General features: G+C 41.7%; 23 protein-coding genes. 9 read left to right on the forward strand and 14 right to left on the reverse strand.

Annotated elements, in window-relative coordinates; all coding sequences use genetic code 11:
* Window positions 1-121: 121 nt before the first annotated feature.
* From pfkA to PQO05_RS26360, 4 genes are read right to left on the reverse strand one after another with little or no spacing between them, the layout of a single operon-like run.
* Window positions 122-1099 carry a 6-phosphofructokinase gene (gene pfkA / locus PQO05_RS26345; RefSeq protein WP_273630502.1) on the reverse strand — a complete coding sequence of 326 codons (978 nt, stop codon included), beginning with the start codon at window positions 1097-1099 and terminating at the stop codon, window positions 122-124.
* Complete coding sequence (locus PQO05_RS26350) at window positions 1086-2786, reverse strand: protein-disulfide reductase DsbD family protein (RefSeq protein ID WP_273630503.1); 1701 nt, start codon at window positions 2784-2786, stop codon at window positions 1086-1088. The genes pfkA and PQO05_RS26350 overlap by 14 nt, the downstream gene beginning before the upstream one ends.
* A 26-nt stretch (window positions 2787-2812) precedes the next feature.
* The gene (locus PQO05_RS26355) at window positions 2813-3265 is read right to left on the reverse strand and encodes a protein-disulfide reductase DsbD domain-containing protein (protein ID WP_273630504.1); all 453 of its coding nucleotides are present in this window, start codon (window positions 3263-3265) and stop codon (window positions 2813-2815) included.
* 7 nt (window positions 3266-3272) lie between these two features.
* Window positions 3273-4043, reverse strand: a complete 771-nt coding sequence (locus PQO05_RS26360) for a biotin--[acetyl-CoA-carboxylase] ligase (protein WP_273630505.1) — start codon at window positions 4041-4043, stop codon at window positions 3273-3275.
* Between the two features lie 46 nt (window positions 4044-4089).
* On the opposite strand from PQO05_RS26360, the gene rsfS reads away from it, so the two are divergent.
* From rsfS to PQO05_RS26375, 3 genes are all read left to right on the forward strand, one after another.
* On the forward strand, window positions 4090-4464 hold the full coding sequence (rsfS, locus tag PQO05_RS26365; protein WP_273630506.1) for a ribosome silencing factor: 375 nt from the start codon (window positions 4090-4092) through the stop codon (window positions 4462-4464).
* Between the two features lie 76 nt (window positions 4465-4540).
* Window positions 4541-6625: an ATP-dependent zinc metalloprotease FtsH gene (gene ftsH, locus PQO05_RS26370; protein WP_273630507.1), complete on the forward strand. Its 2085-nt coding sequence runs from the start codon at window positions 4541-4543 to the stop codon at window positions 6623-6625.
* 61 nt (window positions 6626-6686) lie between these two features.
* Window positions 6687-7325: a LutC/YkgG family protein gene (locus PQO05_RS26375; RefSeq protein WP_273630508.1), complete on the forward strand. Its 639-nt coding sequence runs from the start codon at window positions 6687-6689 to the stop codon at window positions 7323-7325.
* Between the two features lie 2 nt (window positions 7326-7327).
* Here PQO05_RS26375 and PQO05_RS26380 read toward each other — a convergent pair whose 3' ends face one another.
* Window positions 7328-8434: a metallophosphoesterase gene (locus tag PQO05_RS26380; protein ID WP_273630509.1), complete on the reverse strand. Its 1107-nt coding sequence runs from the start codon at window positions 8432-8434 to the stop codon at window positions 7328-7330.
* A gap of 299 nt (window positions 8435-8733) precedes the next feature.
* Here PQO05_RS26380 and PQO05_RS26385 point away from each other — a divergent pair, with 299 nt between their 5' ends.
* The 4 genes from PQO05_RS26385 to PQO05_RS26400 all read left to right on the forward strand — a co-directional run bounded on the left by PQO05_RS26385 (window position 8734) and on the right by PQO05_RS26400 (window position 12373).
* Window positions 8734-9102: a hypothetical protein gene (locus PQO05_RS26385; RefSeq protein ID WP_273630510.1), complete on the forward strand. Its 369-nt coding sequence runs from the start codon at window positions 8734-8736 to the stop codon at window positions 9100-9102.
* 741 nt (window positions 9103-9843) lie between these two features.
* Window positions 9844-10668, forward strand: coding sequence for a sensor histidine kinase (locus tag PQO05_RS26390; protein ID WP_273630511.1), 825 nt, complete (start codon window positions 9844-9846; stop codon window positions 10666-10668).
* Entirely contained in the window at window positions 10634-11272 is a 639-nt protein-coding gene (locus tag PQO05_RS26395; protein WP_273630513.1) for a response regulator transcription factor, read from the forward strand. The genes PQO05_RS26390 and PQO05_RS26395 overlap by 35 nt, the downstream gene beginning before the upstream one ends.
* A 30-nt stretch (window positions 11273-11302) precedes the next feature.
* The gene (locus PQO05_RS26400) at window positions 11303-12373 is read left to right on the forward strand and encodes a PA0069 family radical SAM protein (protein WP_273630514.1); all 1071 of its coding nucleotides are present in this window, start codon (window positions 11303-11305) and stop codon (window positions 12371-12373) included.
* Between the two features lie 127 nt (window positions 12374-12500).
* Here the strand turns inward: PQO05_RS26400 and PQO05_RS26405 are convergent, their stop codons facing one another.
* From PQO05_RS26405 to PQO05_RS26435, 7 genes are read right to left on the reverse strand one after another with little or no spacing between them, the layout of a single operon-like run.
* Window positions 12501-13982, reverse strand: a complete 1482-nt coding sequence (locus PQO05_RS26405) for a tetratricopeptide repeat protein (protein WP_273630515.1) — start codon at window positions 13980-13982, stop codon at window positions 12501-12503.
* 51 nt (window positions 13983-14033) lie between these two features.
* Window positions 14034-14777 (reverse strand): zinc ribbon domain-containing protein, encoded by a 744-nt coding sequence (locus PQO05_RS26410; protein ID WP_273630516.1) that lies wholly within the window; start codon window positions 14775-14777, stop codon window positions 14034-14036.
* Window positions 14777-15874 (reverse strand): Nif3-like dinuclear metal center hexameric protein, encoded by a 1098-nt coding sequence (locus tag PQO05_RS26415; RefSeq protein ID WP_273630519.1) that lies wholly within the window; start codon window positions 15872-15874, stop codon window positions 14777-14779. The genes PQO05_RS26410 and PQO05_RS26415 overlap by 1 nt, the downstream gene beginning before the upstream one ends.
* 16 nt (window positions 15875-15890) lie before the next feature.
* A complete protein-coding gene (locus PQO05_RS26420) occupies window positions 15891-17354 on the reverse strand; it encodes a S41 family peptidase (protein ID WP_273630520.1) in 1464 nt (487 codons plus the stop codon).
* The gene (locus PQO05_RS26425) at window positions 17355-17711 is read right to left on the reverse strand and encodes a TM2 domain-containing protein (protein WP_273630521.1); all 357 of its coding nucleotides are present in this window, start codon (window positions 17709-17711) and stop codon (window positions 17355-17357) included.
* Window positions 17701-18006: a DUF2752 domain-containing protein gene (locus PQO05_RS26430; RefSeq protein WP_273630523.1), complete on the reverse strand. Its 306-nt coding sequence runs from the start codon at window positions 18004-18006 to the stop codon at window positions 17701-17703. Before PQO05_RS26430 ends, PQO05_RS26425 begins: the two co-directional genes overlap by 11 nt.
* Before the next feature lies 1 nt (window position 18007).
* A complete protein-coding gene (locus PQO05_RS26435; RefSeq protein WP_273630524.1) occupies window positions 18008-18415 on the reverse strand; it encodes a DUF4199 domain-containing protein in 408 nt (135 codons plus the stop codon).
* A 269-nt stretch (window positions 18416-18684) separates the two neighbouring features.
* Here PQO05_RS26435 and mfd point away from each other — a divergent pair, with 269 nt between their 5' ends.
* A complete protein-coding gene (gene mfd / locus PQO05_RS26440) occupies window positions 18685-22035 on the forward strand; it encodes a transcription-repair coupling factor (protein ID WP_273630525.1) in 3351 nt (1116 codons plus the stop codon).
* A 4-nt stretch (window positions 22036-22039) separates the two neighbouring features.
* On the opposite strand, the gene PQO05_RS26445 is transcribed toward mfd, so the two are convergent.
* A complete protein-coding gene (locus PQO05_RS26445; RefSeq protein WP_273630526.1) occupies window positions 22040-22717 on the reverse strand; it encodes an SGNH/GDSL hydrolase family protein in 678 nt (225 codons plus the stop codon).
* Window positions 22718-22722: 5 nt separating this feature from the next.
* Window positions 22723-23265, reverse strand: a complete 543-nt coding sequence (gene hpt / locus PQO05_RS26450) for a hypoxanthine phosphoribosyltransferase (RefSeq protein WP_273630528.1) — start codon at window positions 23263-23265, stop codon at window positions 22723-22725.
* 66 nt (window positions 23266-23331) lie between these two features.
* Between hpt and PQO05_RS26455 the strand changes: the two genes are divergently transcribed.
* A complete protein-coding gene (locus PQO05_RS26455; RefSeq protein ID WP_273630529.1) occupies window positions 23332-24561 on the forward strand; it encodes a M16 family metallopeptidase in 1230 nt (409 codons plus the stop codon).
* Window positions 24562-24571 lie beyond the last annotated feature (10 nt).

Genomic DNA, 24571 nt, shown 5'->3' on the forward strand with positions numbered 1-24571 from the left:
AGGCGTTAAGCTTTTCGCTCAACGCCTTTTCTTTATCTTGAACCAGAATTCTCAGAATCAAAGAATTGCCGGAATTATTTTTAAATCATTGACAAATTGCCGAATCAGCAAATTGCCAAATTTAAATAGACAAGATGTCTACTATCTTCAAAAAGTTAGGGTTGATCTCGATAAAGTGCTTAATCGCATTTTCGAATGGTGTAAAGGCAACTTCGCCGTTGATGATACCTACCATCTCGTTACGGTGACCGACTAATAAACCTTCAATTGCGGCAACACCTACACGGCTTGCCAATACACGGTCCTGGCAGCTTGGGCGGCCACCACGCTGGATGTGGCCCAGTACAGATACGCGGGTATCATAATTAGGGAAACGGTCTTTTATTAAACGGCCGATCTCGAATGCACCACCTGCTTCTTCACCTTCGGCAACAATTACAATTTTTGATGATTTATCGCGGCGGCCTTGCTCCAGTTTATGGTACAGGGCGTTTAAGTCTGTTTTGGTTTCAGGGATCAATATAGCCTCTGCACCTACAGCAATACCGGTACGTAAGGCAATTAAGCCAGAGTCGCGGCCCATAACCTCAACGATAAATAAACGATCGTGCGATTCTGCGGTATCACGGATTTTATCAACAGCATCAATAACGGTATTAATAGCAGTATCGTAACCGATGGTAAAATCGGTACCAACCAAATCGTTATCAATGGTGCCCGGCAAACCAACTACAGGAATATCAAACTCTTTACCGAAAATTTTTGCACCGGTAAAAGTACCATCACCACCAATACCTATTAAAGCATCAATGTTATGTTTCTTCAGGTTATCGTAAGCAAGCTGACGGCCTTCGGGAGTTTTAAATTGTTCGCTACGGGCTGTTTTTAAAATAGTACCACCGCGTTGTATAATGTTAGCAACAGATTTACGGTCCATCGGAAACAGATCGCCGTTAATCATCCCTTCGTAACCCCGGCGGATACCGGTTACCTGCAAATCATGATATAATGCCGTTCGTACAACTGCCCTGATGGCAGCATTCATGCCGGGCGAATCGCCACCCGAAGTATAAACACCTACGTTTTTAATTTGAGCCATTGTTATTCTGGAAAGCAGCCTTTCCGCTGTCTAAAAACTTAATATAATTGTCTACGCTATAATTTGCGCCTTGTGGTGGTACCAAAACATCACCTTTGGCATTGATGATAACGTAATACGGCTGCGAATTTACATTAAATTTTGAAGCTTCGTAATCACTGTTTTTATTCCCTATAGTATTTATCTTCTTTCCGCTGAAACTTGATATTGTTTGTTGCTCTTTTGGCAACTCTTGTTTTTCGTCAACATAAAGCTCCAGCAACACAAAATCATTTTGTAAACGCTTGTGTACCTCGGGGTTCGACCATACTTCCTGCTCCATTTTGCGGCAGTTGGCGCAGTTCCAACCGGTAAAATCAATAATTACCGGTTTTTTTAATTCTTTTGATACCTGTAAAGCCTGATCGTAATCATACCACTCATTTAAGCCCGCATGTTTACCACGGCGGAACAGATCTTCATATTTTTTATCTTTTATAGATACCGATTGCTGTGGAGCTGCATCAGATGAGCTGCCACTGCCATTAGTCAGGTAAAAATCCTGTGTGGCCGGTGGAGGTAAAAACCCACTGATTACTTTCAATGGTGCGCCCCATAATCCAGGGATCATAAACATCACAAAAGAGAATACAATGATTGATAAGAAAGTGCGGAATACCGACAGGTGCTCTACCGGGCTATCGTGCGAAAACCTGATCTTACCTATTAAGTATAAGAACAACATTACGCCGATGGCAATCCATAACGACAGGAACACCTCCCGGTCGAACCAGTTCCAGTGGTAAGCCAGATCTACGTTCGAAAGGAATTTCAACGCGAAAGCCAGTTCTAAAAAGCCCAGTACCACTTTAACGCTGTTTAACCAGCCGCCCGATTTTGGCAGGGTTTTCAACGCAGAAGGGAATAAAGCAAATATGGTAAACGGGATAGCCAAAGCAGCCGAGAAACCCAGCATACCTACAGCAGGGCCAAGGCGTTCGCCTTTGGTTGCGGCTTCTACCAATAAACTACCAATGATTGGGCCGGTACAAGAGAATGACACCACTACTAATGTGGCAGCCATAAAGAAGATACCTGATAAGCCGCCCTTGTCAGAATTTTCGTCCAGTTTATTAGCCAGCGAGCTTGGCAGAGTTAATTCAAATGCACCTAAGAAAGATGCACCAAACGCCACCAGCAACAGGAAGAAGAACATATTAAATATGCCATTGGTTGCCAACGAGTTTAAGGCATCAGACCCAAAACATAGCGTAATTACAAAGCCCAGCGATACATAGATCACAATAATAGAGATACCATATATTAAAGACTGAAATACCGCCTTTTGCCTGCTGCCTGCTTTTTTGGTAAAAAAGCTAACGGTTAACGGCAATAGCGGATAAATACAAGGCATTAACAAGGCTGCAAAGCCTCCTAAAAAGCCTTCAATAAATATTTGCCAAAGTGTTTTTGGCTTTTCTTCGTTTTTAGCAATGGTTGCTCCTGCTGCCTTTACCGCAGTCGGTTTTTGCAGTTTCTTTTGTGCGGCAATACTGTCGGCAGCGGTTGGTATGGTTGTAAACACCACGCCGCTGGTATCGGCCTGTGCAGCGCGTGCTTGCTGATTAAACCCAACAGCTAATACCAGGGCAAAAATAATTGCCGGTATTATTCCCTTACCAAGCAAACGCTTAAGCGTATTTTTCATGACGATTTTGGTGTAACGGCTCTAAATTATTTGATGATAGTAACACTAAAATCTACATCCTCTGGTGGCAGGCACTGGTGGTCGTTACAGGTCATGTACTCTAACTGGCCTTTAACAACGGTTGCGTTTGGTGATGTAAGTTTAACTTTTTGTTGAAAGATAACCTCTTTCTCAAAATAGCTCACATTCATTTTAAATGCGTTCTCGAATTTGGTTACCGGAGTTGGCTCAATAGTTTTACCAACCAGGGTATATGCTTTTGATGGTGTAAATTTAAAGTCGGTTTTAATAGGCCCGCCATCTTTTACAGTTTGTGAATAAATATGCCAGCCGTTATCAATAGTGGCTTTCATAAAAACAACCGCCTCTGTGGCGCTGATTCTTTTAGCTGCATAACTCCATTTTACCGGGGTTAATATTTGTGCATGAACCCCTGTGTACAAAAACAGCACAAATAAGGCTGACATTATTTTTTTCATATATAGCTTAATTAATTAAAAATTCTACTTCTTTTAAATTGTATTCGTATTCGGCTTCATCAGTCTGTATCTTCAGTAAGCCTCGCTCTGTAACACCTGTAATGCGGCCTTCAAATTCTTTTTCGTTTGACCGAAATCTTCGTGTTTCGTTTAGCCCGAACAAGAACGACAGGTACTCCTGTTTTATTTCAGCAACCTTACCTGCTTTTAATCGCAAATAAACCGCTTCTATATGCCCGCAAATTTCTGATAATAAAGCTTTCAATTCATAATCTCTATGTAAGATTTGCCATAGCGATGTTGCGTGCGGTAAATAATCGGGAAACTGCTCCTGGTTTATATTAAGGCCGATGCCGATAACTGAGTTATTGATCTGTGCGCCTTGCACCATATTTTCTATCAATATACCACCCAGCTTGCGGTTATTATAATAGATATCATTAGGCCATTTAATTTTTATTCCCTCACCTGCAACGTATGACAGTGCTTTTGCGACTCCTAAACTGATAGCCTGGGTTAAGGCAAATTGATCATTTAAAAGTAAAAAAGTGGGTTTAAGTAAAATGCTGAAAGAGAGGTTTTTGCCGGCTTCGGTAAACCACCGGTTCTGTTGTTGGCCGCGGCCTGCGTACTGATTCTCTGCCATAATGACCGTTCCTTCGGGTAATGGCTTGGAATTTGACACTAAATTTTTGAGAAAAGTATTTGTAGAATCTACTTCTTTCAGGGTGACTAAATTTTGTCCAACAAATAATCCTGAAAATATGTTATTTTGCAAAGTATAAACGTTATTAAATCAAATCGTTCAAAACTAATTCTTTTTGATGGTAAAAAACAAAGCGATAAAAGAATCCGCTTACATTTCTGAACTTGCTATACATGGCATGCAGGAAAAGAAGGGAAACGAAATTGTCAGATTAGATCTTCGTAATATATTCAGTTCCGTGTCAGATTATTTTGTAATCTGCCATGCTGATTCAAGTACCCAGGTTAAAGCAATTGCCAATAGCGTAGAAGAAGAGATTTTTAAAGCCACGCAACAAGAACCCTGGCGTAAAGAAGGCCTTGTGCACAGCGAATGGATCCTGCTCGATTATATTGATGTAGTGGTCCATATCTTCAGAACCGATAAACGAGAATTTTATGGTGTAGAGGATTTGTGGGGCGATGCCGAAATTAAATTTTACCAAAGCGCTTAAACTGTAATATCTGCCAGTTTATTTTTCCCCTGTTAATTAATTATAGATTACATCTGTTTGAGCTGAAATATAAAACATGAAAGAAAGTAAATCCGAAAAGCCTAAGACTATTCGTAAAATTTCAAATAAAAAAATTACACCTAAGCCGCCTAAGTTTAACATAGTGTGGCTGTATGCCGTTCTGATACTGGGTTTAATTGTAGTATCATACCTTATTAACGGCAATAGTGGTAAACCGATTACCTCGCAGCGTTTCCAAAACGAAATGTTGAAAAACCACGATGTTGACCATGTTGTGGCCTACAAAAATGGCGACCTGGTTATTGCCGATGTTTATCTTAAAAAAGAAAGCATCAACAAACCGGAATACAACGACATTAAAGACCAGCGCTCGTTAAGCCCGCAAAGCGGCCCGCAGTATACTTTTTCTGATGCATCATTCGAGAGTTTAAAGCAAACCGTTGCTGCTGTTGAAAAAGACCTGCCAGATTCGCAAAAAACTTTAATCCAATTTGAGCAGCACGAAAGCTTGTTATCAAACTGGTTAGTGCAAGGCGTTATCATCATGGTACTTTTTGCTGTGGTTTGGTTATACATTATGCGCCGCATGAGCGGTGGAGCAGGTGGTGGCCCGGGCGGTCAGATCTTTAGCATCGGTAAATCAAAAGCTACTTTATTTGATAAAGAAGCACAAGTTAACGTAACCTTTAACGATGTTGCCGGCTTACAGGAAGCTAAAGAAGAGGTAATGGAAATTGTAGATTTCCTTAAAAACCCTAAAAAATATACCAACCTGGGTGGTAAAATACCTAAAGGGGCTTTATTGGTAGGTTCGCCGGGTACCGGTAAAACCTTAATGGCTAAAGCTGTTGCGGGTGAAGCACAGGTGCCTTTCTTCTCGCTGTCAGGTTCTGATTTTGTGGAGATGTTTGTGGGTGTGGGTGCATCACGTGTACGTGATTTGTTCCGCCAGGCAAAAGACAAAGCACCTTGTATCATCTTTATTGATGAGATTGATGCCATTGGCCGCGCCCGTGGTAAAAACAATATTGTAGGTGGTAATGATGAGCGTGAAAACACCCTGAACCAGTTACTGGTTGAGATGGATGGTTTCGGTACCGATTCTGGTATTATCATCCTTGCTGCTACCAACCGTCCTGATGTGCTGGATTCTGCATTACTGCGCCCGGGACGTTTCGACAGACAAATTTCTATCGATAAACCGGATTTGGTAGGTCGTGAGCAAATTTTCAAAGTTCACTTAGGCCCATTAAAACTGGCCGAAGAGGTGGATGCTAAAAAATTATCGGCACAAACACCAGGCTTTGCCGGTGCTGAGATCGCCAACGTTTGTAACGAGGCCGCATTGATTGCTGCCCGTCGTGATAAGGTAGCCGTTGATATGCAGGATTTCCAGGATGCGATCGATCGTGTAATTGGTGGTTTAGAAAAGAAAAACAAGATCATCTCTCCGGAAGAGAAACGAATTGTTGCTTACCACGAAGCCGGCCACGCTATAGCAGGCTGGTTCCTGGAGCATGCCGATCCATTGGTTAAGGTATCTATCGTTCCCCGTGGTGTTGCCGCTTTAGGTTATGCCCAGTATTTACCGCGTGAGCAGTTTTTACATACTACCGAGCAGTTGAAAGACGAAATGGTAGTATCTATGGGTGGCCGTGTTGCCGAAGACATTGTTTTCGGTAAAATCTCAACCGGTGCATTGAGCGACTTAGAGCGCATTACCAAACTGGCTTATGCCATGGTTAAGATCTATGGTATGAATGATAAAGTGGGTAACGTATCATTCTACGATCCACAAGGCGAATATCAGTTTAACAAACCTTACTCTGATACCACTGCCGAGCTGATTGACCATGAAGTACGCGGATTAATTGATGCGGTATACCAACGCACTAAAGATCTGTTGAACGAAAAACGTGCAGGCTTGGAATTACTGGCAGCTAAACTGCTCGAAAAAGAAGTATTGTTCCAGTCTGACTTGGAAGAATTATTAGGTAAACGCCCGTTTGATAACCGTACTGCTTACGACAAGTTTGTAAACGGCGAAGCGGCGTTAAACCCTGATGTTGACAATAATGCTATCCCTGAGTCGGTAACCAACCCAGCCAGCAACAACATTGAAAGCACAGAACAACAATAAATTTTAAATTACTGAAAGGCCATTATGCTTGGGCATAATGGCCTTTTTTATTTAATAGAATATGAGCCAAAACATTACACCAAAAGAACGACTGCTCAAAAAAATACGCAAAGCTTTGTTAGAGAAAAGGGACAATCCCTATCCTAACCTCGAAGAAATGCCTATTTACCCCGTAGCAGAAGAACTGCCCGAAGTAATGTTTGCCGAGCAATTTACCGCAGCAGCAGGTCAGTTTGTGTTTTGTGAGGATGAAGTTCAGTTTATAGAAAACCTGCTTACGCTGGCCGAAGAACGTAACTGGCATAAAATACACTGCTGGGAACCTGCCTTACAAGCTGTACTGGAACGCTACGAATATCCATACTACGAAACCGATAAGGACTTTGAACAATCTGAAGTCGGTTTTACCCTTTGCGAAGCCCTGATTGCCCGCAATGGCAGTATCCTGATCTCTAATGCAGATATGGCCGGCCGTCGCTTAAGTATCTATCCTCCTATACATATCGTGCTGGCTTATACCTCTCAATTGGTTGTAGATTTAAAAGACGGTTTCAATATCATCAAACAAAAATATGGTGCAGCAATACCCTCTATGCTATCGGTAGTTACAGGCCCAAGCCGTACGGCTGATATTGAGAAAACCCTGGTGTTAGGTGCTCACGGCCCTAAAGAACTTTTTGTTTTTCTATTAGATGGATAGGCTCAGGATTTAGCCTCCATTTCGCTCAGCAAAGCTTCCAGGTCGCGTTCTTCCAGTACTTCGCGTACGCTATTCTTATCTTTATCATATTCCCATTTTATCAGGCGGATAAAACCATCGGCTATCTCGATGCCTGTAATATCGCCATCATCAAAGCAACAGCAACCACTGTTAAAATAAGTAGGCCGGTAGCCGGTAAAGTTAAGCGAACTGTCATTCTTTAAATGCCTTTTGGTTATTTCTGCCTCCAGCTGAGTTATGGCAGCAATGTCATTTGCTTTCTTTGCCCTTGCCCTTTGGATATACAGGCTTTCGATATGTGTTAATGATTGAAATACCGGCTGATGGGTATGCCCGGTAATGAGCACTGTGTTTTGTTGCTTCGCACTCCACTCGTACATCATTTGGTTATGGGCTGTCTTCAGGTCATCATTGTTTGCCGGCGTATTAGGATTGATCTTTAAATACGATTGCACAGGTGCCCATACATTTGATACAAACCACTTGCTAAACCAATTTCCATCGCTTTGCAAATCGCCCTGGTGGCCATGCGTCATATAGATGTTTAATGGTTTACCGTTAATGGTTGTCTGCAAAATAATGCCTTCGTAAATACTGATTGATTTGCCGTAGATCTGATACAAACTTACCGGTGCCAGTGGATCATTATCCCAATACAAATCATGGTTACCGAATATTTTTACAAATGCTCCCCGGTCCAGAAACAATTTCTCTTTTTCGAAAGTGGCTTTATTATGATGCTTAACCGTTAAAAAAAGGTTTTCCCAAAGCTCTTCGCTATCACCCAGGTTAATATAAGTAAAGTGGTTTTGGTTGTAATAATCCAGGGCAGCCAGATAGTTTTTCTCTGCCAGGGCAAAATCATCCGCATCATCACGCGCGCCCTTGTGCTGGTCTGACAGGATTACAAATTTTCCCTCTTTGCTGTCAAACGGTATAACCAGTCCTCTTTTACCCGGTTTATTGAGTATTATTTTATGGAGTTCAGTCAAGGCACTAAACACTCTTTTTTCATCGGGGCGAGACGAGTACTTATCTGATAACCTGATAATTGGCCGGGTTATTATCTTTTGAAGCAGTTGGCGCATGGCATGTTAACCTCAAACATTGGCCTTGTGTTTTACTCGGATATTAATTTCTGCGCACCATATAAAAAAGTCGTTCATTACGACGTAGAAAGCTATTAAATACCGTTAAAACACGGTATTTTTTTATTTTTTAGGAAATGTATTATTGTACAGGCATTGCTTTTCCTCTCAATACATTTATTTGCTGATAGAAGAAGCCACCGTTAAAATACTATTGAAACAATAACTTCGAAATCCATATTTTCGACAAAAGTAATACCCTATTTAATATTCAATTGACTCCTTAAAACAAAACAAAAATGTCAGACGGTAAAACACCTCCAATTGTTGGCGCAAGAATTAATTTGAGCCACGCTCACAAAATCATTTCTGATTACAAAACGAAATGTGATGATAACAATCACATTCATTCGTTTAAGATCAGCGCAGATCATTTAAGAAAGATCATCGATCAGCCGGATTGTCATTATGTAAAACTTCACGTTGCATTAAGTGATCCAACAATTAAGGCAGTAGGCTTGCCAGTTGGCCACACACTTGTGGCTATTGGTGCAAATGCTCAAAGCAAAAGCATTGTACGCGGCGAAGCTGATACTGAAGTTTATGATGAAACAGGCACATGCCCACCCGATTGCGAGCCTAACCCTAACGGCGGCGGCGTAATCTAATTTAAGTTAGCTAATGCGAGAAATTTATTGGGCAAATATAGCTATAGATGCATTATTAGCTTTATTCCTATTATTTACTAAGCGATTGGGGCACAATATGTACCCAATCGCATTGGTATTGTTAATCAATGTTCTTGAAGAATCTATTGGGCGTTACTTCGCCATAAGATTTAGAAACAACCTAAGTGTATTTTACGTATTCAACCCAATAGAATATGCTTGTTTTGCCTGGTTCTTTTATCTCAACATCGATTATAAAATTTTTAAAAAATTAATCCGTCTCAGTGTAATTCTATTTATAATTTTTATAATTGGCTCCCTTTACTTCTTTATAAAACTCCCCCCGCTGCCAGAGAAAATCCTGTTAGATTACGTAGTAGTAGCCAAGGGGTTCTTGCTAATAATTTGGGCTGTTACTTATATTATCAACATATTTGATCAAATAGGTAAGTACCAAAAGTTAAATGTATTTGTACTTTTGGTAGCTGCGGCCGTGCTTTTTTATTCGAGCTTCAGTATCATATTTCACTTCTTAGAAATATTCTTATTCAATTATTCTGAACAGCACCACGTGCCGATAACAGTTATGTTAAGCCCTCAATACAAAACGCACATGTATGCATCAAAACAATATGAGGCAGTAAAGCCATTATTGTTTTTCACAAATATCCTTTTATATTTATGCATTTTTGTGGCGTTAATTAAAAGTGCTACTAATTCAAAACAAGCAAATACCATATAGTGTCAGACGGTTTAGATTTTGGGGTTTTATTAGCGGTAGCTACCGGCATTTTATTATTGTTTGTATTGTTTATAGTTGTTATCCTGTTTATTTATCAACGTAAAACATTTGAGCATCAGCAAAAAGTTGTAGCTATTGAACAAAACCTTAAGCAGGAAATTCTAAAAACCCAGATCGAAGTTCAGGATCAAACGCTTACTTATGTAAGCCGCGAGATACACGATAATATTACCCAGGTACTGTCTTTCGTAAAGCTTAGTTTAGGTGTGGTTGGTAAAGATGCAGAGCAAACACAAGCCAAAATTACGGAAAGCCGGGAACTGCTTTCGCAAGCCATTAATGACCTGCGCGACCTTTCCAAGAGCATGAGTTTTGATACCATCAAGGCGGCAGGCCTCGAAAAAACGATAACGCTTGAGCTCGAACGCATCAACAAAAGCGGCTTGGTAAAAGCCGAATTAAATGTTGAGGGCGAGCCATTTTCATTGGGCGAGAAGAACGAGTTGGTATTGTTCCGGATATTCCAGGAGACGGTAAATAACGCACTTAAACATGCCAATGCGCAGCAGCTAAAAATTGAGTTGCTATATTCGCCAAAAGTATTTAATTTGACCATCGCGGATGATGGGGTTGGATTTCCGACCAGTATATTGGATGAACATCGTGGGTCGGGCTTAAAAAACCTGCAAAATAGAGCAGCCCTTATAGGGGGTACTGCAACTATTACAAGCTCACCAGGCAATGGCTGTTCGGTTAAGATCACACTCGATCCGCTTTTAGAACACACTTATGCCAACGCAGATTACTCAAATAGCCCTGGTTGATGACCACCGTCTTTTCAGAAGTGGCATTGCCTCGTTAATTGGTCAGTTTTCTGGTTATAACATCTTATTCGAAGCCGCCCACGGGCAGGAAATGATCAGCCATATTACCGCCGGTAATAAACCGGATGTGATACTGCTTGATATTAACATGCCCGAGATGGATGGTTTTGGCACCACGCAATGGCTCAAGAAAAATAACCCCGACGTTAAGATTATTATCCTATCCATGTTTCAGGATGCCGAGAAGGTGCTGAAAATGGTGAGGTTGGGAGTACACGGCTACCTGCTTAAAGATTCTGAACCGCACGAGTTTGAACAGGCCCTAAAAACGGTGGCCAATAATGAGCTGTATTATCCATCTTTCGTCACAGATCATCTGATTAAAAATCTGAATCAGAAAGAGCATATTAAGCTAAACAGCCGCGAAATAGAATTTTTAAGGTTAGCCGGCACTGAGCTTACCTATAAAGAAATTGCCGACCAGATGTGTATAAGTGCCCGCACAGTTGATGGTTACCGCGACCAACTGTTTGAAAAACTGCAAATTAAAAGCCGCGTTGGCCTTGTACTTTACGCCATAAAAAATAATTTAATACAATTATAAATTTGCTAAAATAATTAGCAAATTTGTTGTATGCCGTTTGAAGACAATCCTGAATATTTTAAGGGAAGAGGGGCGCAGGTAAACACCCACAACAAGTTTCTAAAAAACAAATACGTGCTTCAGCATCCTGAAGGGCTGGACGAGGCTTTGTTAGAAAATGAGGCTACACAGTTTTACCACGAGAACGCCAAAAAGATTGTAAGCGAATCTAACAGCCCAGACCTGAGCCACATGTTTTCCATTAACCCCTACCAGGGTTGTGAGCATGGCTGTATATATTGCTACGCCCGCAACAGCCACGAATATTATGGCTTTAGTGCAGGTCTGGATTTTGAACGCAAGATCATTGTAAAACACAATGCCCCGGAATTGCTTGAAAAGTATTTCAATAATCGGGGATATCTGCCAACTCCAATCGTCTTATCCGGCAATACAGATTGTTATCAACCCGTCGAACGCAAGCTTGAAATAACCCGTAAACTCCTCGAGGTTTTTCTGCAATACAAAAACCCGGTGAGCATTATCACCAAAAACAATCTGGTACTGCGTGACTTGGATATATTGATTGAGTTGGCTAAGCTTAACCTTATCCATGTTAATGTTTCTATCACCTCACTCGATGAACAATTGCGCCAAAAGCTCGAACCCCGCACCGTTACTGCCAGCGGCCGTTTATCGGTGATAGAAAAACTTTCAAATGCAGGTATACCGGTGAGGGTTATGTCGGCACCAATAATTCCGGGCTTAAATAGCAATGAAGTGCCCGATATTATTCGCGCAGCAGCAAACAGAGGAGCTGTTGCTGCGGGTTTTACCATTGTGCGCCTAAACGGCAGCATCGGAGATATTTTTACCGATTGGATTTACAAAGCATTCCCCAATAAAGCCGAAAAGGTGCTGAACATGATTGCCAGCTGCCATGGCGGGAAAATAAACGATAGCGATTTCGGACGACGAATGGTTGGTGATGGCCACATTGCCGAATCTATTCATCAGCTATACCGTATTGCCTGTAACCGTTTTTTAGCGGGCCGCGAAATGCCTGCTTATGATTTAACACAGTTTACGCCCAAGAGCGGAAGGCAAACGAGTTTGTTTTAGGAACAGATTGTCTGAACCAGAATTTACTGAATTAAGGAATTAACAGAATGCTTTCAGCCTCAATTTGTCATGCTCTGTGATCGCGATACTGGGCATTGACAAATTATCGAATCAACAAATTGCCAAATTAATACCCCAGTCTCTTCAATCCCTCTTTCGCCTTCTGTTCAATACTATTCTCGTACTGGTGATTTTTAAAGGCAATGGCCATGTTATAGTAATGTGCCGCTTCTGTTTTATTTTTTTGGCGTTCGTAAATATTGCCAATTTTAACAGCTGCTGTTGGTGCGTAATAATATGGCGTGCCTTTGCCCGCATTTATGGCTTGCTGATAGTTGCGTAAAGCCTCATCATCTTTTTCCTGAGCATCATATATGCGCCCTAAACGATAATAATAATCTGTTTTATCAAACACCTGTGTTAACGTTGCCGGGTTTTTATCCGTTAATATTTTTAAAGCCCGGTCATAAAAGCCGCCATCGAACAATAAACGTGCTTTTAACAAATCTGCATTGAGGGTTGGGTTACCGGCTTCGGTAAGTGCCTGCTTGTCCTTATCATTAAATGTGTACCCCTTGGTTTTAACTAATTGAATATAGCTTTGATACTTCCGCTCATCGCCATGCAGCAAGGCATCCCAGGCCAGATGCAGATAGGCATCTTTAACATAGCTTACCCCTTTGGTCTCGGCCAAAAATTTTTTGAAGTAATCATCTGCCGCAGTATCCAACCGGTTCATCATAGCTGTGGCCAACAAATAATCGAGATATGGGTACGGCTGATAATCCGGCCCCGTAGGGCGATGCTGCAGTAAATCTATAGTCTCGCTGCTGTGCCCGGTCCGCAACGCCACGAAGGCTTTAATATAGGCCTTGTTAAGGCTGCCATTATCCATAGCAGCGGTGTATTGCTGCATTTTTGCATAAGCGTTACTATCATTGATCACGTACGACTGGATATAGGTTAAATAAAACACCAACTCATCATAATACATCGCATAACCCGAGTGCGGCAATTTAACCGAAAGCTGTTGCAGCGTGTTTAAGCCGGTAGCCGAATTTCCTTTAATACCTAAAAACCCAAGCGTGCTTTTCAATGCACCATCAGGCAATGAACCTAACAACACATTAACCAAACCCAATGGAATATCATCGGGCATAAAAGATGGAAATTTTTTGGCATTGGATTGAAGCAGCTTGAAAGCTTTGTTAATGGCAAAGCCGGCCGAGGTGTTTTCGCCAAAACGGCTGTAAATTAAAGCCCATTGCAAATTAACCTGTGCTATAGCAAAATTATAGTAGGGTGATTTGTCATCCTCCTTCTCGAGCAAGTCAATGCGTTTGCCTTTGTTGTCTTTCAGGCGGTCGTAGTCGGCTTTACTATCTGTAGTGAGGATGTAAAAATAATCGTAATAGTTATCAAGCAGTATGGTTATGGCATTATCCGGATGCACTGATTTTTCCTGATCAATCAATACACGCGCCCTCTTAAGCTTTAAGCTTAAAATACTTTCGTAAGCCTGTGTACAATTACTGTTGAAATCGAAGTTGGCAAACACCGGGCTGCAACCCAGCAAAAAGATAGCTAATACAAATAATTTTTTTACCATAACAAAAAAAGGCGCCTTAACGGGCGCCTTAGTAATATTTTAAATAGCTGCTTATGCAGTTTCAGTTTCGAGCGCTGTTTGCTCATCAACCAAAATACGGCCACAATGTTCGCAAACAATGATTTTTTTACGCTGACGGATATCCGATTGGCGCTGAGGCGGGATTTGGTTAAAGCACCCAGAACATGAATCACGCTGAATGGTAACTACCGCTAAACCATTTTTAGCGTTACCGCGTAAACGGGTATAAGCAGTTAACAAACGTGGCTCAATGTTTTCTTTTGCTCTTTCTGCTTGTGCAGTAAGTTCTTCTTCTTCTTTCTGGGTTTCGGCAGTAATAGTACCTAACTCTGCTTTTTTAGCATCAAGGTCGCTTTTACGGCTATCTAAATCGGCAGCAGCTTTTTCGTAGATCTGGGTTTTAGTAGTGATCTCGTACTCAAACTCCCTGATCTTTTTCTCGCTTACCTGAATATCCAGACCTTGAATTTCAATCTCTTTAGAGATTGCATCGTACTCGCGGTTGTTTTTAACATCGCTAAGCTGGCCTTCATATTTTTTGATGTTAGCTTGCGCATCCTTAATCAGGTTTTTGCGGGTTACGATATCATCTTCCAGATCATCAAGCTCTGCTTTGATCTTTTGGATACGGGTTTCAAGCTGGGCTACATCATCTTCAAGGTCTGCAACTTCCATTGGCAATTCACCTCTAACCTGACGGATTTTGTCAATTTTAGTATGGATGGTTTGCAGTTCGTATAAACCTTTCAGTTTCTGTTCTATGGTTTGTTCCATCAAATAAAATATTTTATGGGGTTTGTATTAATTTCTGTTAAACGGACGGCAAAGTTAGTGAATTTTTTTTGAATAATTTCATATAATAAATGCTGCGTAAACTGCTCACTTTCAAAATGTCCAATGTCCGCAATTACTATCTTTCTTTCAGCATCAAAAAACTCATGATACTTGTAGTCGGCGGTGATAAAAACATCTGCCCCGGCGGCTATGGCCTGCTTTAATAAAAAGCCTCCCGAGCCTCCGCAAACGGCTACCTTTTTAACGCTTTTTCCACGCAGTTCAGTATGCCTTATTACCTGCGCCTTCATATTAAATTTTACGTGGCGCAAAAATTCATCCTCACTCATGGGTGATACCAGTTCGCCAACCATGCCTGCCCCTACCTGTTTGTACTGGTTGGTTAAGTGGTAAAGATCGTAAGCAACCTCTTCGTAGGGATGTGAAAGAAACAGCGCCATCAAAACTTTACTCTCCAGTTGTGCTGGATAAACAGTTTCTATACGTATTTCCTGCTCTTTATGTTGTTGGCCAATTTCACCAACATAAGGGTTGGTACCAACTCCGGCTTTAAATGTTCCGGTTCCTTCGTTGTTAAAACTGCATTCGCTGTAATTACCAATATGGCCGGCCCCTGCTTTAAACAGCGCATCCCTCACTTCATCTGCCTGGGCCTGGGGTACATAAGTAACCAGTTTTTTTAACAGGTTTGGCTTAGGAGAAAGAATGTGACAGTGCTGTAAACCCAGTACCTGACAGATTCGGGCATTAACACCATTGCTCACACTATCCAGATTGGTATGTATGGCGTATAAAGCAATTCCGTGGCGTATGGCTTTCTCAACCACACGTTCCACATACGTTTTGCCGTTAAATTTTTTAAGACCTTTAAAAACGATGGGGTGATGTGAAATGATCACCTGGCAATTTTTAGCAATAGCCTCATCAACTATAGCCTCGGTACAATCGAGCGAAATTAAAGCCTGGTTAACTTCCTGCTCAGGATGGCCAACAATCAGGCCCGAATTATCATAGTCTTCCTGGTAAGCCAGCGGTGCAAGGCTTTCGAGGTAGTTGGTTAGTTCTGCTAATTTCATAACATCACAAAGTACGTTATTTCGAATTGTTTTTAGTCATTATCAATTTGAGTGTCTCTTTCATTACCACATCGTTTTTGTTCACCCTGTCGGTAATGGTAGGCTTAATCTCAATATCGGGCATTACACCGTGGCCGGTATTTTTATGTTTTGTTGTTGTTGCGCCCCAAAAATTGGGCAGGCGTAATAGCAAATGGGTTGTGGGTAGTTGTACTATCGTAAATCCATACGCATCTGTCCCGGCCTCACCGCCACCGGTTTCTTCGCCAAGTATCTTAATCTTTCGCTGCGATTTTAAATTGGCTACAAAAAGCGATGCGGCAGAGAACGTACCTTTATCAATCAGCACATAAACGTTATTGCCATAGTGATACTCGGGGTATGCATATATTGGATGATTAACATTATAGATGCTGTACTCGCGTTTACCCGATTTTAATAAAAAGGCCTTCGAAAAATCACTCCCTTCTTTTATAACGTATTTGCCAAAACTGTTTTCTTTCTCAGTAGCCGTTACTTCCCGCATCGGTTCAACAGAACCATTTATCAGGTAGCGCATCATATCCGTCCCAATACCCAGGTACCCGCCTCCGTTTCCACGCAAGTCAATAATTATGTTTTTGATTTTATCCTTCTGCATCAATTCAAAAAAACCTGCATCAAAACTTTTGTAATAATTATAGTAAGTAAGCCCTTTTATTTTTAGGCTGACAGTGCCCGGCAAACTATCAAAATATTCTATTTTAACAGACTTATCAAGTTCGTTCCACTCTTGTTCAAGCATTTCTTTACTATGCTCAATACTAACCATTGCGCCGCTTTTAACGCCATCAACAAGCACCTCTTGTTTTTTGCCGGTACTATCAAGATAAGCTACTGCATATTGGGGCCTGCTGCCAAAAAAATCTCCGTACAAATAGCTAAACATTCTGGCTTCTAACATAAAATCCACAAACTGATCGCTATTTCCCTCTGGCGCCACCATTGGTTTTATGGTTGATAATATCTCTTTAACCGGGTGCCCGTCGATGCTTAAAATTTCAGCTCCCCGGTATAGATTTTTTGTCTTCGAAGGAAACCCGGCAGCATATACCTTGTCGTTCATTAAATAAACACTCAACGGCAACACTGTTATTGGGTTTTTATTTTGCCAGGATACATAAGCTGACGAAAGATAGAGTGCCGTATGCCCCGACCGGATAGCCGCCACGCACGGAGCCGCTACTTTCCAGAACTCCTTGTCGGTTAACGGCTTGTTCAGTTGCTTATCCGCATTTTCGAACTTAAGGTCAATCGTACCTTTTGGCGTGTAGCGATACAGACTTGGGTGCGCTTCTTCCAATACGCTTTTCAAAAACGCCAGGTCAGCGCGCAGTTCCTGCGGTTGATAAAGGTGATTGGGGTTGTAGGTTGTGTCCTGCTGGGCTTTAAGGTTTAGGCAAATAATATTAAAAAGCACAACTGTAAAAATCAATTTCATTTATGGGTTCATCTTAGCTATGGCAACACTTTCGTAAGCCATTTTTTCGTTGTATTCGTTGGTTAAGTTCTTGTAGTTAATCAAATCTATAATAGTCATGATAAAACAAAAACCAGCCGAAAACAGGTAAAGGATACCCATTACAATTTGGCCCATTAAAAATTTATGAACGCCGGCAACGCCAATAAAACCCAACAAAATAAATATCATAATGTCTTGTGGGCTTTTGCGCCGGTTGTAATAAATATTTAAAAAATTCTGCATCTGGGTTTCGCTAAGCCCGGTTGTAATGTGCTGCAAAAAATTGATCTCTTCGAATGTTGCTCCCGGAAGGGTGGTGAATGGGTTAATGCTCATAATCAAAAGGTTTGTGCGTTTTAAATTTAGACATTTCGAGGTATATTAAGTTACAAATCCTGTGTAAAATTGCAGCCAACGCCGGGATACCCAGCCAGTGTGCATGAAATGAGTTTTTGAAGTCGCCATGCAAAGCATAAGCGATGGCGTGCCCCATACCACAGCCGGGGCACCAGTTAAAACCCATTAGCTTAAGCGGACATAAAGTAAAATGGCTACCGGAAGCCGGGTTACATAAACCCAACGCCACGATAGCCATTATCCAGAATATCAGTTCGAAGTTTCTTTTTAGCACATTAGCCTACTTTTTCGGGCTTGGTCATCAACAATAACGAAACCGCCAATGAAGATAACAAACCGATAAGCAAAGCACCAAATATACGGCCCGAAAAATCGCGGAAGTTACTTTCGGCTGCTACATAGTTAATGTACACAATACCCACAAATACGGCGATAACACCACCCACTATTAGTATTTTAAAGCTTTGTACCAGTGCTTCCAAAAAACCCATCTGCCCCTTTAATTCTTTATCGCGGTAGCTGCGAACACCAAAATATAAGCCGATAATAGGTATCAGTATCGAAATATATTCGATAGGCGAAACCTGGTCGTTAAAGGTAGTATATCCGGCCCAGCGCATAATGAATAACCACAAGCCGCTGAGTATCCCTATAATTAATCCTGATTGAAATGCGTTTTTCATGATAGTATCTGTCTGGTTAAAGTTTTATGATTGATTAGCTGATCGCATCAGCCTATGTAAAAGGTTTTTTGTCAGCAGATTGTTTGTTTTAACGGATGATTTTTTAACCCCGTCTATATCATCCCCAAAGGAGGAGGACTTTTAAACCACTTATAAGTGCTCTTTTTAAAGATTTTTTAAACAAACATACATACCGCCTGTAATAGAACTTTAAGCCTTCTCCCCGGTAAGGATATAGGAGGGGTTATTTTGCTTATATTTGTACTGTTTTGAATATCCGCGACATATTAGACCGTTATAAGGGCGATAACCGGCTGCAGGACGTTGCGAAAGCACTCAATGCATCCAAAAATCCCCGCATACAATTACGTGGCCTTGTTGGATCGAGCGATGCAACGGTGGCTGTGGCCCTGTGGTTTTTGCAGCACCAGCACATGATATTTGTGCTGCCCGACCGCGAAGAAGCCAGCTATATGCAGGCAGACCTCGAAAACCTGACAGGCCAGGAAGTTCTACTTTTCCCATCATCATACCGCAAAGCATTTGAATTTACCCAGCCAGATAGCAGCAATGTACTTGCTCGTGCCGAGGTATTGAATGATCTGAACCACACTTCATCGGTTGGCCGTTTGATAGTTACTTACCCCGAGGCTTTGGCAGAAAAGGTGATCGACCGGGCTTCGCTAGAGAAAAATACGCTGGAAATTGCTGTTCAAAACAATTTAAGCATTGAATTTATCAACGAGTTTTTAATCGAGTACGATTTTGAACGCGTTGAATTTGTATACGAACCCGGCCAGTTTTCTGTACGGGGCGGCATTGTAGATATTTTCTCTTTTTCGCACGATCTGCCTTACCGGGTAGAATTTTTCGGCGATTTTATTGAAACCATCCGTACGTTTGAGGTAGAGAGCCAGCTTTCTATCGAGCAAATGAAAAGCATTACGATTGTGCCTAATGTGCAGTCGAAGTTTTTAACAGAGAATAATATTTCACTGCTGGAATACGCTGAGCGAGGTACCCAGATTTGGATCAAGGATGTGCAGTTTACGCTGGATGTGATCCGCGATGGTTACAAGAAAGCCACCCAATTGTGGAAAGCTTTATCCGCCGAAGAAAAAAATCAGAACCCGGATTGGATTGATCCTAAATTCGGTTTTACGGATGATAAGCTAATTGCCGATCAGTTATATGATTTTGCAGTTGTAGAATATGGCAAGCAGTTCTTTTACGAGGGCGCCAATGCTTTCAACTTCGAGATCCGCCCTCAGCCCTCTTTCAATAAAGATTTCAACCTACTGATCCATAACATCAAAAATAACGAGGTTGATAAAATTGAGAATTACATATTAACAGACTCGGCCAAACAGGTAGAGCGTTTGTATGCCATTTTTGAGGATATTGATAAAACGGTACAGTTTACCCCAATCAATATTTCGTTACGCGAAGGTTTTATAGACCGCGAGCAGAAAATTGCCTGCTATACCGATCACCAGATCTTCGACCGTTATTATAAATATAAACTGCGCAAAGGCTACCAGCGCACACAAGCCATTACCCTAAAAGAACTGCGTGATTTAAAGCCGGGCGATTACGTTACCCACATCGATCATGGTATTGGCAAATACGCCGGGTTGGAAAAGGTGGAGGTAAACGGCAAAATGCAGGAGATGATCCGGCTGATATATGCCGATAACGATTTACTGTATGTAAACATCAACTCGCTTAACCGCATCTCTAAATTTAGCGGTAAAGAGGGCATGGTGCCTAAGATGAATAAGCTTGGTACCGATACCTGGGAGCGGTTGAAAAAAACCACAAAAAAAAAAGTTAAAGACATAGCCCGCGACCTGATTAAACTTTACGCTGTACGTAAGGCACAACAGGGTACGGCTTTCCATCCCGATAGTTATTTACAGACTGAATTGGAGGCTTCCTTTATTTACGAGGATACCCCCGATCAGGAAAAGGCCACAGCCGATTTCAAAAAAGATATGGAATCGCCGCACCCAATGGACCGCCTTATTTGCGGCGACGTTGGTTTCGGTAAAACAGAGGTGGCTATCCGTGCCGCATTTAAAGCCGTAGCCGATAGCAAACAGGTTGCCGTACTGGTGCCGACTACCATTTTGGCAGCACAGCATCATAAAACATTTACAGACCGCCTTAAAGGGTTTCCTTGTAATATTGATTACATCAATCGTTTTAAAACTAGCAAGCAGATTAAGGATACTCTGGCCAAGTTGGCCGAAGGTAAAGTTGATATCATTATAGGCACGCATCGCCTGGTAAGTAAGGATGTGAAGTTTAAAGACCTCGGCCTCATGATTATTGATGAGGAGCAAAAGTTCGGCGTATCTACCAAAGAGAAACTGAAACAAATGCGGGTAAATGTGGATACGCTGACTTTAACAGCTACTCCTATCCCGCGTACGCTGCACTTCTCATTAATGGGTGCAAGGGATCTTTCTATTATCTCTACCCCACCGCCAAACCGCCAGCCAGTAGTTACCGAGTTGCACGTATTTAATGATAAGCTGATTAAAGAAGCCGTAGAGTTTGAGATTGACCGCGGCGGACAAATATTTTTTATCCATAACCGGGTGGCAGATTTGATGCAGCTGGGCGGCATGATTCGCAAACTGGTACCTAAAGCACGTATCGGTATTGCACACGGTCAGTTGGAAGGCGATGACCTGGAAGATGTAATGCTTAAATTTGTGGGCCACGAATACGATGTATTGGTTGCCACCACAATTATTGAGGCCGGCTTGGATATCCCTAACGCCAACACCATCATCATTAACCATGCCCACATGTTTGGCCTGAGCGACTTGCACCAGATGCGCGGCCGCGTAGGGCGAAGCAATAAAAAGGCCTTTTGTTATTTACTAAGTCCGCCTTTATCAACCTTAACGCCGGAAGCACGGAAACGCTTAAGTGCCATTGAAGAATTCTCTGAACTGGGAAGCGGCTTTAATGTAGCCATGCGCGATTTGGATATCCGAGGTAGTGGAAACCTGTTAGGCGCCGAGCAAAGCGGCTTTATCGCCGAGATCGGTTTCGAAATGTATCATAAGATATTGGATGAAGCCATACAGGAATTAAAAGACGATGAGTTTAAAGATCTTTTCCAGGACGAAAAACCGCGGCCATTTATTTCTTTCACCCAGATAGATACCGACTTGGAGATCCTGATACCCGACGAATATGTAACCAACATTGGCGAACGGTATAACCTATACACCGAACTATCTAAACTGGAAAACGAAGCACAATTGATGGCTTTCGAAAAACAGTTGACCGACCGCTTCGGCCCTATCCCGCCGCAGGTAAACGATTTGATGAATACCATGCGTTTGCAATGGCAGGGCAAGGTGATCGGCTTCGAAAAAATTTCGTTGAAAAAGAATGTGCTGCGTGGCTATTTCATCAGCAATCAGCAATCGCCATATTTCGAGACAGAGGCTTTCAGGCAGGTATTAAACTATGTGCAATACAATCCGCGAAAGATCAATATGAAAGAGGTGAAGAACACGCTTCGTATCAGTTTTGAAGGGGTACCGACCATTGAGCGTGCGGTGGAATTGTTAACGGAATTAACGGGTGAAGTGGTTTAATAAACTACTTCATCGATTGCACCTTCGCCCATATCATATCGGCTATGCCTTGCATTCCTTTATCGCCAGGGTGCTGCTGCACAGCAGATGCCCAATCGGTTCTGTCGAAGGCATAGTTGCTGAGGTCGGTTCCTAAAACCGCTAAAGAGATATATGGCGTATACCTGCTCATGATCACATTAATATAATCGCGGTTACTCCAGAATGAACCAACTGCCAATACTTTTAAATTAGGATTGTTCGTCTTCATGTAAGCAATCAACCCCTGGTATTTTTTAGCAAAAGCTATCGAATCAAATGAAGCTTGTACATTTTCCCCAATGCGCAAAATAAGCAGATCGGGTTTGCTGTCGCGGTAGGTCTTTAAGTCCGAATCGAAATCGTAGGTATCGTAATTAGTCTCAAATACGGCAATATTATGGGCTTGTACCACACAGCTTTTGTTTATTTGCTGAAAGCGGGTGGTTAGCAAATGCACATAGTCTTTATCCGCTGTGCTTGCTGCCATTCCCCAGCTGCCCGTCCACCCGAGTGACGAATTTGTCGGCGAATAGGTAATGCTATTACCCAATATCACCACGTTGGCAAAAGGTGTTGACGCTGTTGTATCAATAACGGCATCTTGCTTTTTACAAGACAGTATTACCAATAACAATAAAGCGACAGCAAGTATGTTCCTCATATTGGCTATGCGCTAACAAGTCTGTAAATATCTTTCAGGTTACGGCCTTGTTCTTTGTAATCCAAACCGTATCCTACTACAAACTCATTTTCTATTTCAAAACCAACATAAGTAAGTTCCTGGATAAAAATTTCGATTGCGCTGGTTTTAGACAACAGCGTACATACTTTTAATGACGCAGGTTTAAAAACCTTTAAGCGTTCTATCAGGTACGCTAAAGTATTGCCCGAATCGATAATATCTTCTACAATAATAACATGGCGGTCTTTAATATCAACGCCTAAATCAATATCGTTTCTAACCGTGCGGCTGCTCGATGTACCGCCGAAGTATGATGCCAGTTTGGTAAAGGTAATTTCACAGGGGATGGTAACCTCTTTCATCAGGTCGGCAATAAATAAAAAGCTACCGTTAAGCACGCCTAAAAATACCGGCAACTTCCCGTCGTACTCTTTATTAATTTCTTCTGCAATTACTGCTACACGTTTCTGGATGGTTTCGTGTGTAATAAGGGGTTCAAACTCAAGATCTACAACTTTTACGTTCATGCTACAAAGCTACCTAATAAGCATAAAATATATGGCTCTAAATAACAGTATCTTTGTAAATTAATTATGGAATATCAGGTTTATACCCTACCTAACGGCATACGTATACTGCACCACCCCGTAAAATCGGCCATTGCACATTGTTGTTTGCTTATAAATGCCGGCTCGCGTGATGAAAAGCCCGAACAGGAAGGCCTTGCGCACTTTATTGAACATTTGCTTTTTAAAGAAACAGAGCGCCGCAATACCTCACAGATCCTCAACCGACTTGAATTGGTTGGAGCCGACTTAAACGCTTACACCACTAAAGAATATACGTGCATCCACGCTTCATTTTTGAAAGAGCACCTGGAGCGCACGATTGATTTGTTCGAGGATATTGTTTTCCACTCCACCTTTCCGCAGGTTGAACTGGAGAAAGAGCGCGGTGTTATCCTGGATGAGATCGCCTCCTACCTCGATCAGCCCGAAGAAGCAATTCAGGATGATTTCGAAGGGTTGCTTTTCAAAGGCCATACCCTGGGCGGTAATATTTTAGGCACGCCAGAAACGGTGAACCGGATCAATAAAGATGACATCAACGGTTTTATCGCCAACAACTACAATACTTCGCAGATTATATTAGCCGTTGCCGGCGATTATGACTTTAAAAAACTGGTTAAGCTTGGTGAAAAACATTTAGGCGCCATTGTTGAAAATAAAGCTATTAAGAACCGTGTTAAGCCACTCGTTAATGCTCCACAAATCGTTAAAGCTGAGAAGTCTATTTCACAAACGCATTGTATAATGGGTATGCAGGCCTATCCATCATCGCATCCTTTTAAAAGTGGATTGTTGCTTGTTAATAACCTTTTAGGAGGAATGGGAATGAGTAGCAGGCTGAACCTTGAGATCAGAGAGAAGTATGGCATTGCTTATACTATCGAATCGAGCTATGTACCTTTTACCGATACCGGTATTTTCAATATTTATTTTGGTACCGATGTAGAAAAGGCCGACCGAGCCATGCGCCTGGTAAATAAAGAATTGAAAAAACTGCGCGAAAATAAATTGGGAACCCTGCAGCTCCATCAGGCCAAACAAAAATTTAACGGACAAATTGCCCTGGCCGAAGAAGGCAAAATGAGTTTGCTTATTTCAATGGCCAAAAGCCTGCTCGATTTTAATTATATAGATTCGTTGGAAGAAGTGATTGCCAAAATTAATGCAGTAACAGCAGACCAGGCATTGGAAATAGCTAATGAAATATTGGATAATCAACAGATGACAACCTTGTTATTTGAGCCATTAGATTAAATCCGTAATT

It is taken from the genome of Mucilaginibacter jinjuensis, assembly GCF_028596025.1.
Taxonomy (GTDB): domain Bacteria; phylum Bacteroidota; class Bacteroidia; order Sphingobacteriales; family Sphingobacteriaceae; genus Mucilaginibacter; species Mucilaginibacter jinjuensis.